Annotated in this window: 18 protein-coding genes and 1 pseudogene; 14 read left to right on the plus strand and 5 right to left on the minus strand. The window is 71.4% G+C overall.

Features of this window, described 5'->3' with window-relative positions:
- Window positions 1–259 precede the first annotated feature (259 nt).
- From ACZ6NC_RS35715 to ACZ6NC_RS35740, 6 genes and pseudogenes are all read left to right on the plus strand, one after another.
- A pseudogene (locus ACZ6NC_RS35715) lies at window positions 260–373 on the plus strand (hypothetical protein); the annotation flags it as partial.
- Between the two features lie 428 nt (window positions 374–801).
- Entirely contained in the window at window positions 802–972 is a 171-nt protein-coding gene (locus tag ACZ6NC_RS35720) for a hypothetical protein (RefSeq protein ID WP_465738097.1), read from the plus strand.
- A gap of 265 nt (window positions 973–1237) precedes the next feature.
- Window positions 1238–1825, plus strand: coding sequence for a hypothetical protein (locus ACZ6NC_RS35725; protein WP_465738038.1), 588 nt, complete (start codon window positions 1238–1240; stop codon window positions 1823–1825).
- A gap of 78 nt (window positions 1826–1903) precedes the next feature.
- A complete protein-coding gene (locus ACZ6NC_RS35730; RefSeq protein WP_465738039.1) occupies window positions 1904–2599 on the plus strand; it encodes a demethylmenaquinone methyltransferase in 696 nt (231 codons plus the stop codon).
- 233 nt (window positions 2600–2832) lie between these two features.
- Complete coding sequence (locus ACZ6NC_RS35735) at window positions 2833–3207, plus strand: hypothetical protein (protein ID WP_465738040.1); 375 nt, start codon at window positions 2833–2835, stop codon at window positions 3205–3207.
- Window positions 3208–3260: 53 nt separating this feature from the next.
- Window positions 3261–4571 (plus strand): geranylgeranyl reductase family protein, encoded by a 1311-nt coding sequence (locus ACZ6NC_RS35740; protein WP_465738041.1) that lies wholly within the window; start codon window positions 3261–3263, stop codon window positions 4569–4571.
- Between the two features lie 175 nt (window positions 4572–4746).
- Here the strand turns inward: ACZ6NC_RS35740 and ACZ6NC_RS35745 are convergent, their stop codons facing one another.
- From ACZ6NC_RS35745 to ACZ6NC_RS35760, 4 genes are all read right to left on the minus strand, one after another.
- Window positions 4747–5283, minus strand: coding sequence for a hypothetical protein (locus ACZ6NC_RS35745; RefSeq protein ID WP_465738042.1), 537 nt, complete (start codon window positions 5281–5283; stop codon window positions 4747–4749).
- A gap of 240 nt (window positions 5284–5523) precedes the next feature.
- Window positions 5524–5850 (minus strand): MazG-like family protein, encoded by a 327-nt coding sequence (locus tag ACZ6NC_RS35750; RefSeq protein WP_465738043.1) that lies wholly within the window; start codon window positions 5848–5850, stop codon window positions 5524–5526.
- Window positions 5851–5942: 92 nt separating this feature from the next.
- On the minus strand, window positions 5943–6620 hold the full coding sequence (locus tag ACZ6NC_RS35755) for a peptidylprolyl isomerase (protein ID WP_465738044.1): 678 nt from the start codon (window positions 6618–6620) through the stop codon (window positions 5943–5945).
- A 233-nt stretch (window positions 6621–6853) separates the two neighbouring features.
- Window positions 6854–7471, minus strand: coding sequence for a TetR/AcrR family transcriptional regulator (locus ACZ6NC_RS35760; protein WP_465738045.1), 618 nt, complete (start codon window positions 7469–7471; stop codon window positions 6854–6856).
- 111 nt (window positions 7472–7582) lie between these two features.
- Here ACZ6NC_RS35760 and ACZ6NC_RS35765 point away from each other — a divergent pair, with 111 nt between their 5' ends.
- Both ACZ6NC_RS35765 and ACZ6NC_RS35770 read left to right on the plus strand, forming a co-directional pair.
- A complete protein-coding gene (locus ACZ6NC_RS35765; RefSeq protein WP_465738046.1) occupies window positions 7583–8245 on the plus strand; it encodes a CatB-related O-acetyltransferase in 663 nt (220 codons plus the stop codon).
- Between the two features lie 253 nt (window positions 8246–8498).
- Window positions 8499–9452 carry a DMT family transporter gene (locus tag ACZ6NC_RS35770; protein ID WP_465738047.1) on the plus strand — a complete coding sequence of 318 codons (954 nt, stop codon included), beginning with the start codon at window positions 8499–8501 and terminating at the stop codon, window positions 9450–9452.
- A 13-nt stretch (window positions 9453–9465) separates the two neighbouring features.
- Here the strand turns inward: ACZ6NC_RS35770 and ACZ6NC_RS35775 are convergent, their stop codons facing one another.
- Window positions 9466–10113: a hypothetical protein gene (locus ACZ6NC_RS35775; protein WP_465738048.1), complete on the minus strand. Its 648-nt coding sequence runs from the start codon at window positions 10111–10113 to the stop codon at window positions 9466–9468.
- 189 nt (window positions 10114–10302) lie between these two features.
- Here ACZ6NC_RS35775 and ACZ6NC_RS35780 point away from each other — a divergent pair, with 189 nt between their 5' ends.
- From ACZ6NC_RS35780 to ACZ6NC_RS35805, 6 genes are all read left to right on the plus strand, one after another.
- A complete protein-coding gene (locus tag ACZ6NC_RS35780) occupies window positions 10303–11397 on the plus strand; it encodes a sensor histidine kinase (protein WP_465738049.1) in 1095 nt (364 codons plus the stop codon).
- Window positions 11394–12116, plus strand: a complete 723-nt coding sequence (locus ACZ6NC_RS35785; protein WP_465738050.1) for a response regulator — start codon at window positions 11394–11396, stop codon at window positions 12114–12116. Before ACZ6NC_RS35780 ends, ACZ6NC_RS35785 begins: the two co-directional genes overlap by 4 nt.
- A 598-nt stretch (window positions 12117–12714) precedes the next feature.
- Window positions 12715–13074 (plus strand): NADH-quinone oxidoreductase subunit A, encoded by a 360-nt coding sequence (locus ACZ6NC_RS35790; protein WP_014137597.1) that lies wholly within the window; start codon window positions 12715–12717, stop codon window positions 13072–13074.
- Window positions 13075–13190: 116 nt separating this feature from the next.
- Window positions 13191–13745: a NuoB/complex I 20 kDa subunit family protein gene (locus ACZ6NC_RS35795; protein ID WP_405361061.1), complete on the plus strand. Its 555-nt coding sequence runs from the start codon at window positions 13191–13193 to the stop codon at window positions 13743–13745.
- Window positions 13742–14455, plus strand: coding sequence for an NADH-quinone oxidoreductase subunit C (locus ACZ6NC_RS35800; RefSeq protein WP_465738051.1), 714 nt, complete (start codon window positions 13742–13744; stop codon window positions 14453–14455). The genes ACZ6NC_RS35795 and ACZ6NC_RS35800 overlap by 4 nt, the downstream gene beginning before the upstream one ends.
- Entirely contained in the window at window positions 14455–15891 is a 1437-nt protein-coding gene (locus ACZ6NC_RS35805) for an NADH-quinone oxidoreductase subunit D (RefSeq protein ID WP_465738052.1), read from the plus strand. The genes ACZ6NC_RS35800 and ACZ6NC_RS35805 overlap by 1 nt, the downstream gene beginning before the upstream one ends.
- Window positions 15892–15902: the final 11 nt, after the last annotated feature.

The raw sequence follows: 15902 nt of genomic DNA on the forward strand, positions 1-15902 counted from the left end.
TGGACGACCCGGCCAACGACCCGGTCGACCCGCGGGTCGCCTCGCACATCGCCTCCACCGCGATCGAGGGCGGCACCGCACACCCCGAGCTGAAGATCCTCAACAACGGCTGAGGCTGTCCGGCTGTGTTGACCCAGGCCGCTGTGCCGACCCGGGCCGCTGTGTCGGCCCCGCGTTGCGCCGACCCGCGTTGCGCCGACCCTGCATTGTGTCGACCCCGCCGCCATGATGACCTCGCTGCCGTGGTGACCTTGCTGCCATGTTGACCCTGCACCGGGCGGCCCTCGTGCTGCCCGATCCGGCCGATCCCACCGCCCCGTCGTTCTCCGACGGGGCGGTGCTGGTGCGCGACGGGCGGATCGCCGCCCTCGGCCCGTACGACGGGCTGGCCGCCGCCCACCCCGGGGCGCGGCTGCGGGACTGGGGCGACGCCCTGCTCACGCCCGGCCTGCGCAACCCGTACGGGCACTGGCTGCTGGAGCGTGCGTACCACCCGGACCCGCGCGAGGGGGTCGGGGACGCGCCCGTGTTCGGGGGGCTGTCCGAGGAGACGGATGAGGCGCGTTGTGGTGCGAGCGCCCGGCGCGGGCTGCAGCGGATGCTCGGGTGCGGGGTGACCGCGGTGGCCGGGCCGTTCGAGCGCGCCTCGGTGCGGACGGCGGTGGCCCGCTCGGGGCTGACGGCGCTGCCCGGCTCTCCGGGGTCCGTGGGCCCTGCCGATTCTTCTGGCTCCACGGGCTCCACGGGCTCCGGGGGTGCGGGGGCTCCGGGGGTGCGGAGGGGCCGCTGGATCCGCTCGCCGTGCTGCCGCTCGCCGCGGCGGTGCACGGCCGGCTGGCGGTGGACGGGCCGGCCGACTTCGCGGTGTTCGCGCTGCTCACGAGCGCGGCGGCCGTCGGCGAGGGCGAGCCGCGTCCTGGCGGCTGCCTGGCCACGGTGCTGGCCGGGCGGCTGGTCCACCGGCGGCGCTGAGCGTCGGTGGGTGCCGAGTAATGGGGGCACTGATTGCCGGCTACCTGCGGGTAGCCGGAATCCCGTGTCGCATACGGGACTTCCTTCGTGTGCCGCCGAACTCGGCGTTCGGCCATGTCGTCTGATTCACCCTTCGCCGTGACCTGAGGGCCCGCCAGCGGATACGATCCCGGACAGCTCACTCCGCACCCTCACCACACACCGCCCGCCCCCGCGGGTGGCGGGGCCCCGTCCCAGGCCCTGAAGGCAAGCCAGGACAGGAACCATGCGATCCGCGACCGTCCCCCCGCCGCGTTCCCCGCGGTTGGGCCGTGGTTGGTACCTCACCGCCGTGCTCAGCGCCGTGCTGGCCGTCGGCATGTGCCTGCTCGGTTGGCGTCAGACCGAGCAGGCCGACCGGATCGGCGCGCACCCGGTGAGAGTGGACGGCGTCGTCACCCAGCTGCCCACCGGCGGCGGTTCGTACTCCACCGTCAGCTACCGGGCCGCCGGCCAGCCGCGCACCGCGGCCGCACTGCCGCTGGCCGACGGCACCAAGGTCGGCGACGCGATCTGCCTGGAGCACGCCGCCGACGACCCGGGCGCGGTCCGGATCTGCGGCGACACCTACCCGCAGCCGGTCGGCATCGGGCTGGCCCGGATCAGCGTGCCGGTGGCCGGGCTGCTCTTCCTCGTCTGCGTGCTGCGGATCCGCCGGCACCGCCGGGCGGTCGCCATCCGGTCCGGCCAGGGCCGGCTCGCCACCACCGTCGCTCTCGCCGCGGGCGCGCTGCCGGACGGGATGCCCGCGATAACTCAGGGCAAGCGCTCGCGTCGCAAGCGCCGTTCGGGCGGGTGGCGCGGCTTCCACTGAGGCCGGTTCCGGGCCCCTCCGTGGCGGGCGGCGTGCCCCCTTGCCCGGGTCGTCGGCGCCAGGGTGAACAATGGGGGCGTGACCCGAGCCTCTCTGGACAAGCAGCCGCACGAAGTCGCCGCCATGTTCGACGACGTCGCGGCCAAGTACGACCGCACCAACGACGTGATCTCCCTCGGCCAGGCCCGCGCCTGGCGCCGGGCGGTGGCCGAGGCGGTGGCCGCCGGACCGGGGGACTTCGTGCTCGACCTCGGAGCCGGCACCGGCACCTCCTCGCTGCCCTTCGTCGAGGCCGGGGCCAAGGTCGTCCCGTGCGACTTCTCGGTCGGCATGCTCGCCGAAGGCAAGCGCCGCCACCCCGAGCTGCCGCTCACCGCCGGGGACGCCACCAGCCTGCCGTTCGCGGACGACACCTTCGACGCGGTGACGATCTCCTTCGCGCTGCGCAACGTCCATGACACCGACGCCGCGCTGAGCGAGATGTTCCGCGTCACCAAGCCCGGCGGCAAGCTGGTGATCTGCGAGTTCTCCACGCCGACCTGGACGCCGTTCCGCACGGTCTACACCGAGTACCTGATGCGGGCACTGCCGCCGGTCGCCACCGCGGTCAGCAGCAACCCGGACGCGTACGTCTACCTCGCCGAGTCGATCCGTGCCTGGCCGGACCAGCCCGAGCTGGCCGCGAAGCTCCAGGAGGCCGGCTGGTCCAAGGTGGCCTGGCGCAACCTGACCGGCGGGATCGTCGCGCTGCACCGGGCGTACAAGGTCTCGTAGGTTCGTCGGCCTGCAGGTTCGTCGGCTTCGTAGGTTCGTAGGGGAGCCCGTCCCGGCGTTGCTGTGGGCCGGGGCCGTGCGGGGTGGGTCGGCCGGGGCCGTGCGGGTCAGGCGCGCGGCCAGACCACGCCCTACAGGTCCTCGATCGAGCGGTTGAGCCGGGTCAGGGCCTTGGCCGGCTCGGCCACCTCGCCCTCCGACCAGTCCTTGAGCACCCGGTCGAGTCCGTCCTGGTGGCGACGGCGGTCCTCGATGAGCGCCTCGTCGGCCCTGCCGCCGCCAACGGGTTCAACGCGCTGATGTGCTCGATCGGCACCTCCTTCGCCAGCGCGGTCATCGGATCGGTGCTCGCCCACACCACCGTCGCCTTCGGGCCGGTGCGGGTGCCCCCGCTGGGCGGCTTCCGGGCCACCTTCGCGATCGGCGCCGGGGCGGGTTCGAGGCCGGGAGGTGCGGGTTCGAGGCCGGGAGGTGCGGGTTCGCTGCCGGGAGGTGCGGGTTCGCTGCCGGGAGGTGCGGGTTCGCTGCCGGGAGGTGCGGTCCCGATGTCCGGCCGTCCGTTCGTGGCGGGTGCCGCCGTCGGATCCGGCCCCGAGGACGGCAACTAGACTGCCCGGGACAGCCGCCGTCCCCCAGCCGCAGCTCCAGGAGAGTGCCCACCGTGTCCGAGACCGCAGCCGACCTGACGAAGCCGGACAGCCCCGTGGAGAGCACCGCGGACGTCATCGTGGTCGGCGCGGGCCCGGCCGGCTCCACCACCGCGTACTACCTGGCCCAGGCCGGGCTCGACGTGCTGCTGCTGGAGAAGACCTCCTTCCCGCGGGAGAAGGTCTGCGGCGACGGCCTGACTCCGCGCGCCACCAAGCAGCTGGTCGACATGGGCATCGACGTGTCGACCGACAACGGCTGGCTGCACAACAAGGGCCTGCGGATCATCGGCGGCGGCGTCCGGCTGGAGCTCGACTGGCCGGAGCTGTCCGCCTTCCCCGACTACGGCCTGGTGCGCAAGCGCGCCGACTTCGACGAGCTGCTCGCCCGTCAGGCCGAGAAGGCGGGCGCCCGCCTGTACGAGCGGTGCAACGTCAGCGGCCCGGTGCTGGACGACCGCACCGGCCGGATCGTCGGCGTCACCGCCCGGCTCGGCGAGGAGAAGCGGGCGGTGACCTTCCGCGCTCCGCTGGTCGTCGCCGCCGACGGCAACTCCACCCGGCTCTCGCTCGCCATGGGCCTGCACCGCCGCGAGGACCGCCCGATGGGCGTCGCCTACCGGACGTACTTCAACTCCCCGCGCCACGGCGACGACTACCTCGAATCCTGGCTGGAGCTGTGGGACACCCGCGGTGGCGAGCGCAAGCTGCTGCCCGGCTACGGCTGGATCTTCGGCATGGGCGACGGCACCTCCAACGTGGGCCTCGGCATCCTCAACTCCTCGCCCGCCTTCGGCGAGCTGGACTGGCGCGAGGTGCTCAAGGCCTGGTGCGCGAGCATGCCGGAGGAGTGGGGCTACACCCCCGAGAACATGACCGACCCGATCCGCGGCGCCGCTCTGCCGATGGCCTTCAACCGGCAGCCGCACTACACCCGCGGCCTGCTGCTCGTCGGCGACGCCGGCGGCATGGTCAACCCGTTCAACGGCGAGGGCATCGCCTACGCGATGGAATCCGGGCAGATCGCCGCCGGCGTCATCGTCCAGGCCAACGCCCGCGTCACCGACGCCGGCCGCGAGCGCGCCCTCCAGGCCTACCCGCGCATCCTCAAGGACGTCTACGGCGGGTACTACACGATGGGCCGCGCCTTCGTGAAGCTCATCGGCAACCCCAAGGTCATGCAGCTCGCCACCCAGCGCGGCCTGACCCACCCGATCCTGATGAAGTTCGTCCTCAAGATGCTCGCCAACCTGACCGACCCGCAGGGCGGCGACGCCATGGACCGCATCATCAATGGCCTCGCGAAGGTCGCCCCGAACGCCTGACGCCTGAGGCTTGGCGTGTGATGCCTGGCGCGTGACGTTTGGCGCGTGACGTTTGGCGCGTGATGACTGAGGCCTGATGTCTGGGGCCTGATGTCTGGCGCGTGAGGCTTGGCGCCTGCTGACTGACGGCTGACGCCCCTGCTCCCTTGTCTGTGCGTGCGAGGGCAGGGGCGGTTCAGCCGGTGGCGCGCACGTAGATGTCGGCGCCACCGGGGGAGCCGGTCTCCGCGGCGGCGACGAAGATCTGCCGGCTGTCCGCGCCCGTCTGCCGCACCAAGGGGGCCTCGGCCGGCTCATTGCCGGGGAAAGCCGCCCGCAGGTCGTCCGGCAGCGAGGCCGGGGCACCGAGTTGCGGCAGGTCGTAGACGCGGAGGAAGTCGTCCACGCTGGAGTCCATGCCGGCGCGCACCTGGTAGTGGAGGTAGGCCGCCCGCGTGCCGTCCGGCAGCCGGCCGAACACGGCCTCCACCGGGACGTAGTACCGCCCCTTGCCCGGGTGCTGCTTGTAGTACAGGGTTGCCAGCTTCTCGGCCCGGTCGGCGTCGGTCTCGGGCGGTCGTAAAGTCGTCACCGTCGCGTACCCGATCCATCCGACCGCGACGACGGTGAACACCAGACAGAGCCCGAGCCCCCCGGCCACCGCCCGGCGGGCCCTTGGTCGCCGCTGCACTGCGGGCACCGCTTCGCCGATCCACCCGCCGGCCTTGGCCATCCGATGCTCCCCCCGGGGAATCGTCCGCTGCCGCTGACGACCCTACGGAGACGGAGCGAGGTGAACCATCCGTAGAGGTACTCAGATCCCCGGCTGCGCAGTCGTTGCGTGGGTGGGGCCTGGGTGTGGGCGTGGGTGGGGCCTGGGCGTGGGCGTGGTGGGGGTGGGGCGTGGGGTCTGTGGGGCGTGCGGGGTGGGAGCGTGGGGGGACCGCGGGCTACGGCGACGTGACCGCCGGGATCACTGCGGGCGGCTGGCGGCGGAGCGTTGTTCCACGTAGGTGAGGCGGTCGGCGAAGACCTGGGCGGCATCCGGGGTGAGGGTGCGGAGGGCGACGAGGGCTGAGAAGACGACGTCGCAGAGCTCGTGCTGGACGTCCTCCCAGGTGTGGGTGACGCCCTTGCGGGGGTTCTGCCCGGTGGCCCCGATCACCGCGGCGCCGACCTCGCCGACCTCCTCGGAGACCTTGAGGATGCGGAGCAGGCGCTCGTCCTGGGTGGAGAGCCGGCTCTCGTCGTCCAGCCAGGCGACCAGGTGGTCGACGCTCTCCCAGATCCTGCTGTCCATGTGCGCGGCTCCCGTACGGCTTCGGTGACGCTGACCACCGTACGGGAGCCTGGCAGCGGTGGAGCGGTGGAGCGGTTGCCCGGCGGCTCGGTTCAGCGGGAGCTGATCTTCACGTTGCGGATGTTCACCGGGAGAGTGGGGAAGCCGTCGCCGGGGTTGTTCTGGTCGTCCTCGCCGCCGGCCGCGATCTTCTGGAGTACGTCGAGGCCTGCGGTGATCCGCCCGAACGGGGTGTAGGCGGGGGAGAGCTTGGTGTCCTTCCAGACGAAGAAGAACTGGCTGCCGTTGGTGTTCGGACCCGCATTGGCCATGGCCACGGTGCCGGCGGGGTAGGTGGCCCCCGTCAGTTTCTCGTCCGGAAAGGAGTAGCCCGGGCCGCCGCTGCCGGTGCCGGTCGGGTCTCCGCACTGCAGGACGAAGATCCGCTGGGTGGTGAGGCGGTGGCAGTGGCTGCGGTCGAAGTAGTCGTGCTCGGCGAGGAAGCGGAACGAAAAGGTGGTGCAGGGCGCCTCGGCGGTCAGGGCCTGGAAGGTGATCGCGCCCTGGCTGGTCTTCAGCGTCGCACTGTAGGGCTTGGCAGCCTTCTTCGCGTCGAAGACCGGGATGCCCTTGAAGTTGTCGGCGGGCACGGCCGGGGTGTACGTGCAGGTGGTGGCGGTGGGCGTGGCCGGCGCCGGGACCGGCGGGGTGTCCGCGACGGCGGTGCCGGTGGTCGCGACCAGCGGGAGGACGGTGGCAGCGGCGAACAACGCCCAGTGTTTGCGCTTCACGTGACGAGCCTTCCGGGGGATGGTGGACGGCGGTGTTGTCATGGCGACATCATCCACGCCCGAGGGTGGATGCGGTAGACGCCGGGGGCGTGCGGCGCGGGGCGTGCAGCGTGGTGTGGGCGTGTGGGTGGGCGCCTGAGGGTCCTGTGGGGTGGACGCCTGCGGGCGGGTGCCTGTGAGGTGGGCGCGTGTGGGGTGGGCGCTGTTGCGCTTCGCGGGCGGGCGACTCGGGGTCAATCGGCGTCTGTGGTGAACAGGCCGGCGCGGGCGGCGAGGGTTGCGGCGTCGGCGGCCCGCTCGGCGGTGCGGGCGTCCAGCGGCTCGCCGGTGACGAACAGGCGGTAGTAGAGCGGGGCGGTGGCCGCCCGGACGACCTCGGTGCCGTCGGTGCCGGCGGGCAGCTCGCCGCGCTCGACGGCGCGTTCGGCCGCCTCGGCGGCCTGCCGATGGCGCGCGGCGAAGAAGGCGCGCAGGGCGGCTGCGCCGACGTCGGAGCGCTGGGCCGCGGTGATCAGCGCGGTCGGCGTCGGGCCTAGTTCGGGGTCGGTGAAGACGGCGAAGACCTCATGGGTGATCCTCCGTAGGTCGCCGGCGAGGTCACCGGTGTCGGGGACTGGCCACGGCTGGTCGGCGGAGGCGGTGAGTGCGTCCGCGACCAGGCCGTCCACCCCGTTCCATCGGCGGTACAGGGTGGCCTTGTGGACCCCGGAGCGTGCCGCGACCGCATCGACGGTCAGCCCGTCGTACCCCTTCTCGGTGACCTCGGCGAGCGTCGCGGCGACGACGTTCGCGCGGACCCGGGAGCTGCGCCCGCCCGGGCGAGGGATGGGGGTTCGGGCTTCCTCGTTCAAAGTCGACTCCAGTCGCGTTAACGCTTGCCGTGGCGGTTCCGCCATGCCATCCTCAGCTTAATGCGACTGAAGTCGCATTTCGAGAGGCTCATCGAGTTGCCGAGGAGTTCTATGACTGCCGCCATCCCCGACCACACCGTGCTCCACCCGCTCGCCGGGCACGACCGCGTCGTCCTGCTGCGCCCGCTGGTCACCGACCCGCGCATCCAGGTCGGCGAGTACACCTACTTCGACGACCCGGACGGTGCCACCTGCTTCGAGGAGCGCAACGTCCTCTACGCGTACGGGCCCGAGCAGTTGGTGATCGGCAAGTACTGCGCGATCGCCACCGGTACCCGCTTCCTGATGGCCGGCGCCGCCCACCCCACCGTCGGAGTCTCCACCTTTCCGTTCACGATGTTTGGTGGCAGTTGGACCGAGCGGACCCTCGACATCGTCACCGGCCTCCCGAGCCGGGGCGACACCGTGGTCGGCAACGACGTCTGGTTCGGATACGGCGCCACCGTGCTGCCAGGCGTCCGGATCGGCGACGGTGCGATCATCGCCGCCGGAGCCGTGGTCACCGCCGACGTCGAGCCGTACACCGCCGTCGGTGGCAACCCGGCCCGCCCGATCCGGCGCCGCTTCGACGAGGCGGACGTCGACCGCCTGCTGCGCGCCGCCTGGTGGGACTGGCCCGTCGAACTCGTCACCGAACACGTCCGCGCCATCATGTCCGGCACGCCCGCCGACATCGAGGCCATCGCCGCAGCCCACGCTCTGCTCGCCCCCTGAGGACGCGGGACGGGGAAGGGGGACCTGGGAGAGGGACGTGGGGCGGGGACCGGGACAGCGGCTGGAGTCAGGGGCACCAGGAGTCGGGGGCGCACGGGTGTCGCGACGGGCGGGGACCGAAAGCCGTTGATCGCCGTCCGTCGGGTGCGCGAGGATGGCGGCCCTTGGTGGGGGCCTGTTCTGGCCCGAGATCCGTCCGATGTCGTACGGGAATCTCCTTGTTGGTTCCGTTCGCTCCGGAGGGTTCCTGTTCATGCGTGGTTCGCCGTCCTTCCTTCGTGATGTGCCCGTACTGCTGGTTGCGGTGGTGTGGGGGTCGAGCTTTCTGGCCGTGCAGCGGGTGGCCGATCCGGGGACGGTGGTGGCGATGCTGGTGCTGAGGTTCGGCCTGGTACTGCCGGTGCTGGGGCTGGCCGCGTGGCGGGGGCTGCGGAGGATGGGCCGGGCCGAGTGGCTGGGTGGCGCCGTTCTGGGGCTGGTACTCGGGGGTGTCTTTCTGCTGGAGACCTACGGCGCGGTGCACACCTCGGCCACCAATGCCGGTCTGATCATCAGCCTCACCATGGTCTTCACTCCTCTCGCGGAGAGCGCTCTTGCCCGGACGTCGCTGCCGCGGGCCTTTCTCGCCGCAGCCGGGCTGGCGGTGGTGGGGGTCACCCTGCTCACCGGGAGCGGTGGGCTCAAGGCGCCGTCGCTGGGCGACCTCCTGGTGCTCGGTGCCGCGGTGGTGCGGACCGTGCACGTGCTGATGATGGCTCGGCTCCGGCCCATCCGCCACACCGACTCGCTGGCCCTCACCTGGGTCCAACTCGCGACCGCGACGCTCGTGTTCGCCATCGTCGCGCCGTTCGCCGGCCCGCTGCCGTGGACGGTCGCCGCCGCGTACGGGCCCGCCCAGTGGGCCTGGCTGCTGCACCTGGCCCTGCTCTGCACGATGTTCGCCTTCTTCGTGCAGATGTGGGCCGTCCGCACCACCTCGCCGTCCAAGGTCAGCCTGCTGCTCGGCACCGAGCCGCTCTGGGCCGCCGTCTTCGGTATCACCCTCGCCGACAACCACCTCGGCCCGCTCGCGCTCCTGGGGGGTGCCCTCGTCCTCGTCGCCACCGAATGGGGTCGCCGTACCAACGTCGCCCCGGCCCGGGCTGCGGCGCGGACGGCGGAGGCCGACGCGGAGGCGGAGCCTGCCCCGACCCCGGCTTCGGCGTGACAGGGCGCCCTCCTCATCGACGCCCCAGGGTGCGGCGGGCGTAGGCGAAGGTGACGAGCGCGAGGAGCGGACCCCAGGCGACCAGTGGCAGGTAGCAGAGCGTCATGACGAGGCCGGCCAAGCCGTGCGGGGAGTCGGGCGAGCTCATATTGCTGCTCCAGCCGCCGAACAGAGCCGCCATGCCGAGCCAGGTCAGGATCGCGGAGCCGAGGGCGGCCGGGACGATCGCGGCGAGCGGTCGGACCGTACGGCCGCCTATCAGTGGGATCCAGCCGGGCGCCACCTCGCCCCAGGGCCGGACCAGGCCGACGGTGAAGAAGGCCAGGAGCTCGGCCAGGGCGCTCAGCACCACGACGTACGCGGTGCCCCAGCCGGGGTTGTGCCGGTCGGACAGCGCGGCGAGCTCCCCGCTGAATCCGACCGGGACGCCGAGGCCGAACGCGATCCGCCAGAGCCCGGAGGGCACGGTGGTCCAGACGGTGGCCTTGGCGGCCAGCTCGGCCCAGCGCGGGACAGAGGCGGCGGTGCCGGCCGGCCGGGAACCACCGGCATCGCGGGTCATCGGGTCCGGTGTGGTCGTGGTCCTGGTGCCGGTCGTGATCCCGGCCATCGTCGCGGACGTGACCGTGGCCGTGGCCGTGGTGTTGGTGACGGTGCTCATGGCTGTGGACTCCCCTCTCGCTCGGCCCCACCGGCCGATCCGATGGGTCAAGCCTGGCGGTCGGCTGTGGTCTGCGGCAGATGCCGATCGGGCTGTTCTCGCTGTTCAGAAGGTGCGCGCAAATATGCCGATCGGCACAGGCGGCGGGGTGCCAGGGTCCGTAGGCTGACCGCAGGAAAGGAGGCGACGATGAGTCAGATCCTGGCGTTGGTCGCACCGGTGGTCGTGCTGCTCGGGTGGGCGGTGCGGGCCCGGTGCGGGGTGGTGGTCGTGGCGGGTGCGGCCGGTGCGGTCTCGGCGGCGGCCACTATCGGTGTCTGGGCCGCCGGCCAGTGGGGCGAGTCACAACGCTGGCCCGGTTTGGTCGGTCTGTTCGAACTCGCCTCCCTCTTGTTCCTGTTGGTGCTGGCGCTGCGCGCCGAGGACGGGCGGCGGTCGGCAGCCGTGGCCTGGACGATCGGTGGCGCGGCGGCGCTCTGGCCGTCCCGGTTCGAGGTGATCGTCGGGCCGGGGGATGCGCTGACCCTCTTCGGGTTCGGTTCGGTCTTCGCGCTGCCGGCGGTGCTGGCCGGGCTGTATCTGCGCGGGCTGGACGAGAAGAGGCGCCGCTCGGTGGCGGCGGCCCGTCGCGCCCAGCGAATCGAACTCGCCCACGATCTACACGACTTCGTAGCGCACGACGTCAGTGGCATGGTCGCCCAGGCGCAGGCGGGCATGGTGCTGGCCGCGTCCGATCCGGCCCGGGCGGCGGCCCTGTTCGAGCGGATAGAGAAGGCCGGGCAGCAGGCGCTGGCCTCGCTCGACCGGACCGTCCACCTGCTGCGCAGTGAGGATACGGACGGTCCGGAGCGGGGGCCGCAGCCGGGCCTGGCCGAACTCACCGCCCTCACCGATCGGTTCGCGGAGTCAGGCGGGGCCACCGTGCGGCTGGACGCCCCGGCAGTGCAGGTCGGCGTACCCCGGGAGGTGGCGGCGACGGCGTACCGGATCGTGGTCGAGGCGCTGACCAACGTCCGCCGCCATGCACCCGCGGCACGTGTGGTGGATGTCCGGGTGCGGCGCGAGGGCCCGAGGCTGGAGGTCATGGTGCGGGACGACGGCGGGGCTCCGCAGGCGTCCGGGGCGCGCCTGGGAGAGGCTCGCGGTGGAGAGGCCGGTCGGGGCGGCAGCGGACTGGCCGGGCTGGCCGCCAGGGTGGAGGCCCTGGGCGGGACGCTCGCCTCCGGGCGGGAGAAGGCCGGCGGTTGGCGAGTCACCGCGACGCTGCCCTTGGAGGGCCGATGAGCATCCGAGTCCTTCTCGCCGATGACGACGAGGCGATCCGCGGCGCGTACCGGATCATTCTGGACGCTCAACCGGACATCGAGGTGGTGGGCGAGGCCGAGGACGGCGCGGTGGCGGTGGAGGCGGCCCATCGACTGCGGCCGGACGTGATCCTCGCGGACATCCGAATGCCCCGACTGGACGGGCTGGAGCTGACTCGGCAGCTGGGCCGGGAGTTTCGGGTGGTTGTGGTGACCACCTTCGACCTGGACGAGTACGTGCACACGGCGATCCGGGCCGGCGCGGCCGGGTTCCTGCTGAAGCGTTCGGGACCGGCGCTGCTGGCGGAGGCGGTCCGGGCAGCGGTCGCCGGGGATGCGTTGATCAGTCCGCAGGTCACCGTCCGCCTGCTGCGGCAGCTGTCGCACCGGGATCAGGAGCAGGATCGCCAGGAACAGGGGCGCCAGGAACAGGGGAGAAAGGGGAGGCAGGAGAGACAAGAGAGGAAGGAGGCGCAGAGCGGGCCGGAGCGGCAGCGGCCGGAATTCGTTGAGGAGCTCACCGCGAGGGAGACGGAGATCGCCCAGCTCGTCGCCGGCGGAGCGACCAATGCGGAGATCGGCTCGCAACTGTTCATTGCCGCTGGGACGGTGAAGAACCACCTGGCCACGATCCAGCGCAAGATCGGCGCCCGGAATCGCGTTGGTATCGCCGCCTGGGTCTGGGAGAGCAGTTCCTGAGCACCCGCCCCTGCCCTGCCCCCTGCCCTGCCTCGGGTTGGCGGCCCGGCCCGGCCCGCCCCCGGCCCGGCCCGCCCGCGGCCCGGCCCACCCGCGGCCCGTGCTCGCCCCCGGCCCGGTCGGCGGCCTGCCCCCGCCCCTGGCTTACTCCCCAACCCCCCGCCCCGCTCGCGCGCTTGTGAACGAAGGGTCAAGCGCGCGTTCGGAGACCCGCCACCCCTGCGAGTGAGCCGCTATAACACGTCAACCTGTCGCCCAGAAATTTGCTCTGAGCGGAGCATAGTTGATATAGAAGCGCGGCCCTGACCAGCCGCTTCGCAGATAAATGCGACTGGTTGTGACCATTTGACTTCTTTGCGTTGACAACTCTGGGCATGTTCACTTTCGCCACCATTCCAGGGGTGGCGTAGATCACAAAGATCGTCGTGAACTGCGTGTCGCAGATCACAAGCAGACGGGCATAGGATGCGCTCGTTCCAGGCTTTGTGAACTGCCTCACATGAGGTGGATCTCGGGAACTGGAACGCGGGTCCACCACAGCGTGACCCGTCGGTTCCGATCTGCAGTCAAGGACGACTGGACGGAGGGAGCGGGGGCTATGAATGCCTACGCGCCGATCCTCGTACTCGGTGCCATCGCGGCGGCGTTCGCGGTCGGCTCCGTCGTGATGGCCTCACTGACCGGCCCGAAGCGCTACAACCGGGCCAAGCTGGAGGCGTACGAGTGCGGCATCGAGCCGACCCCGCAGCCCGTGGGCGGCGGTCGGTTCCCGATCAAGTACTACCTGACGGCGATGCTCTTCATCGTCTTCGACATCGAGATCGTCTTCCTCTACCCGTGGGCGGTGAGCTTCGACGCCCTGGGGATCTTCGGACTGGTCGAGATGCTCCTGTTCATCGCCACCGTCTTCGTCGCCTACGCCTATGTCTGGCGTCGCGGCGGCCTGGAGTGGGACTGAGTGCGGGGCGGCCGCTGACTTTGTGAACGGGCGGACAAGCCCGGCCGGGTGCAGCGACCCGAACGAGCGGACGAACCACAGGACTTGAGGGCACCGAGGGCATTGAGAGGGATCTGATGGGAATCGAGGAGAAGCTGCCGAGCGGCTTTCTGCTCACGAGTGTGGAGACGGCCGCGGGCTGGGTGCGCAAGGCGTCGCTCTTCCCGGCCACCTTCGGACTGGCCTGCTGCGCGATCGAGATGATGACCACCGGAGCCGGCCGCTACGACCTGGCCCGGTTCGGCATGGAGGTCTTCCGGGGCTCCCCCCGGCAGGCCGATCTGATGATCGTGGCGGGGCGGGTGAGCCAGAAGATGGCCCCGGTGCTGCGCCAGGTGTACGACCAGATGGCCAACCCCAAGTGGGTCATCTCGATGGGCGTCTGCGCCTCCTCGGGCGGGATGTTCAACAACTACGCGATCGTGCAGGGCGTCGACCACATCGTCCCGGTGGACATCTACCTGCCCGGTTGCCCGCCCCGCCCGGAGATGCTGATGGACGCGATCCTGAAGCTGCACGACAAGATCCAGCACGAGCCGCTGGGCGTGAACCGCCGCCGGGCCGAGGAGCTGGGCGAGGCGCTGGCCCTCAAGGCCACCCCCGTGAGCGAGATGCGGGGGCAGCTGCGATGAACGACCAGGTACCCGAGACGCGCCGCGAGCAGCCGCACCGCGAGATCCCGGTCGAGGTGGTCGGCCGGCGCCAGGGCATGTTCGGCGCCAAGGGCAGCGGTGACACCTCCGGCTTCGGCGGCCTCGCCGCCCCGATCGCCCTGCCGCCCGCGAGCCAACGCCCGTACGGGGGCTGGTTCGACGAGGTCGCGGACGAGTTGGAGGGCGCGCTGGAGGAGCAGGGCCTCGACCCGGCGGACGTGATCGAGAAGACCGTCGTCGACCGTGCCGAGCTGACCTTCCACGTCGCCCGCGAGCACCTGCTGAAGACCGCCCGAACCCTGCGCGACGACCCGGCGCTCCGCTTCGAGCTCTGCCTCGGGGTGAGTGGCGTCCACTACCCGGGCGACCAGGGCCGCGAGCTGCACGCGGTCTACCACCTGCGTTCGATCACCCACGGCCGGCTGATCCGACTGGAGGTGACCGCGCCGGACGCCGACCCGCGCATCCCGTCCGTGGTCAGCGTCTACCCGACCAACGACTGGCACGAGCGCGAGGCCTACGACTTCTTCGGCCTGGTCTTCGACGGCCACCCGGCGCTCACCCGGATCATGATGCCGGACGACTGGCTGGGCCACCCGCAGCGCAAGGACTACCCGCTCGGCGGCATCCCCGTCGAGTACAAGGGCGCCCAGATCCCGGCACCCGACCAGCGGAGGTCGTACAGCTGATGAGTACTCAGCACTACGAGAAGGCCGACGGAGCGGCCGGAGCATCCGGAGCGGCGGCCGGATCATCGGCCGAGGAAGCCCGAGAAGCCAAGGAAGCCCGAGAGGCCAAGGAAGCGGCAGCGGAGACCGCGGCGGCCCGCGAGACCACCGAGGGCCGGGTCTTCACCGTCACCGGTGGTGACTGGGGCGAGGTGGTCGAGGCGGTCGGCCGGGCGGACGACGAGCGCATCATCGTCAACATGGGCCCCCAGCACCCGTCCACGCACGGCGTGTTGCGGCTGATCCTGGAGATCGACGGCGAGACGGTGAAGGAGGCCCGCTGCGGCATCGGCTATCTCCACACCGGTATCGAGAAGAACATGGAGTTCCGCAGCTGGGTCCAGGGCACCACCTTCGTGACGCGGATGGACTACCTGACCCCGCTGTTCAACGAGACCGCCTACTGCCTGGCGGTCGAGAAGCTGCTCGGCATCACCGACGACATCCCGGACCGGGCCAGCGTCATCCGCGTCCTGATGATGGAGCTCAACCGGATCTCCTCGCACCTGGTCTGCCTGGCCACGGGCGGCATGGAGATCGGCTCCACCACTCTGATGATCTACGGCTTCCGTGACCGCGAGCTCATCCTGGACGTCTTCGAGCTGGTCACCGGCCTGCGGATGAACCACGCCTACGTCCGCCCCGGCGGCCTCGCCCAGGACCTCCCGCCCGGGGCCGTCGACCAGATCCGCGAGGCGGTCAAGACGCTCCGCTCCCGGATGCACGAGTACGACAAGCTGGCCACCGGCAACCCGGTGTTCAAGGCCCGCCTGGTCGACGTCGGCTTCCTCGACCTGCCCGGCTGCCTGGCCCTCGGCGCCACCGGCCCGATCCTGCGCGCCACCGGCCTGCCGCACGACCTGCGCAAGACCGACCCGTACTGCGGCTACGAGGACTACGACTTCGAGGTCGCGATCGCCGAGAGCGCCGACTCCTACGGCCGCTTCCTGATCCGGCTGGAGGAGATGCGCCAGTCGCTGCGGATCGTCGAGCAGTGCCTGGACCGGCTCCGGCCCGGCCCGGTCATGGTGGCCGACAAGAAGATCGCCTGGCCGGCCCAACTGGCCGTCGGCCCGGACGGCATGGGCAACTCGCTCGACCACATCCGCAAGATCATGGGCACGTCGATGGAGGCCCTGATCCACCACTTCAAGCTGGTCACCGAGGGCTTCCGGGTCCCGGTCGGCCAGGCGTACGTGGCGGTCGAGTCACCCAAGGGCGAGCTGGGCGTGCACGTGGTCAGCGACGGCGGGACGCGCCCCTACCGGGTCCACTTCCGGGATCCGTCGTTCACCAATCTGCAGACGATGGCGGCGATGTGCGAGGGCGGCCAGGTCGCCGACGTGATCGTCGCGGTGGCCGGGATCGACCCGGTGATGGGAGGCGTGGACCGGTGAGCAATGTGGAA

Source organism: Kitasatospora sp. NPDC041988 (assembly GCF_055588525.1).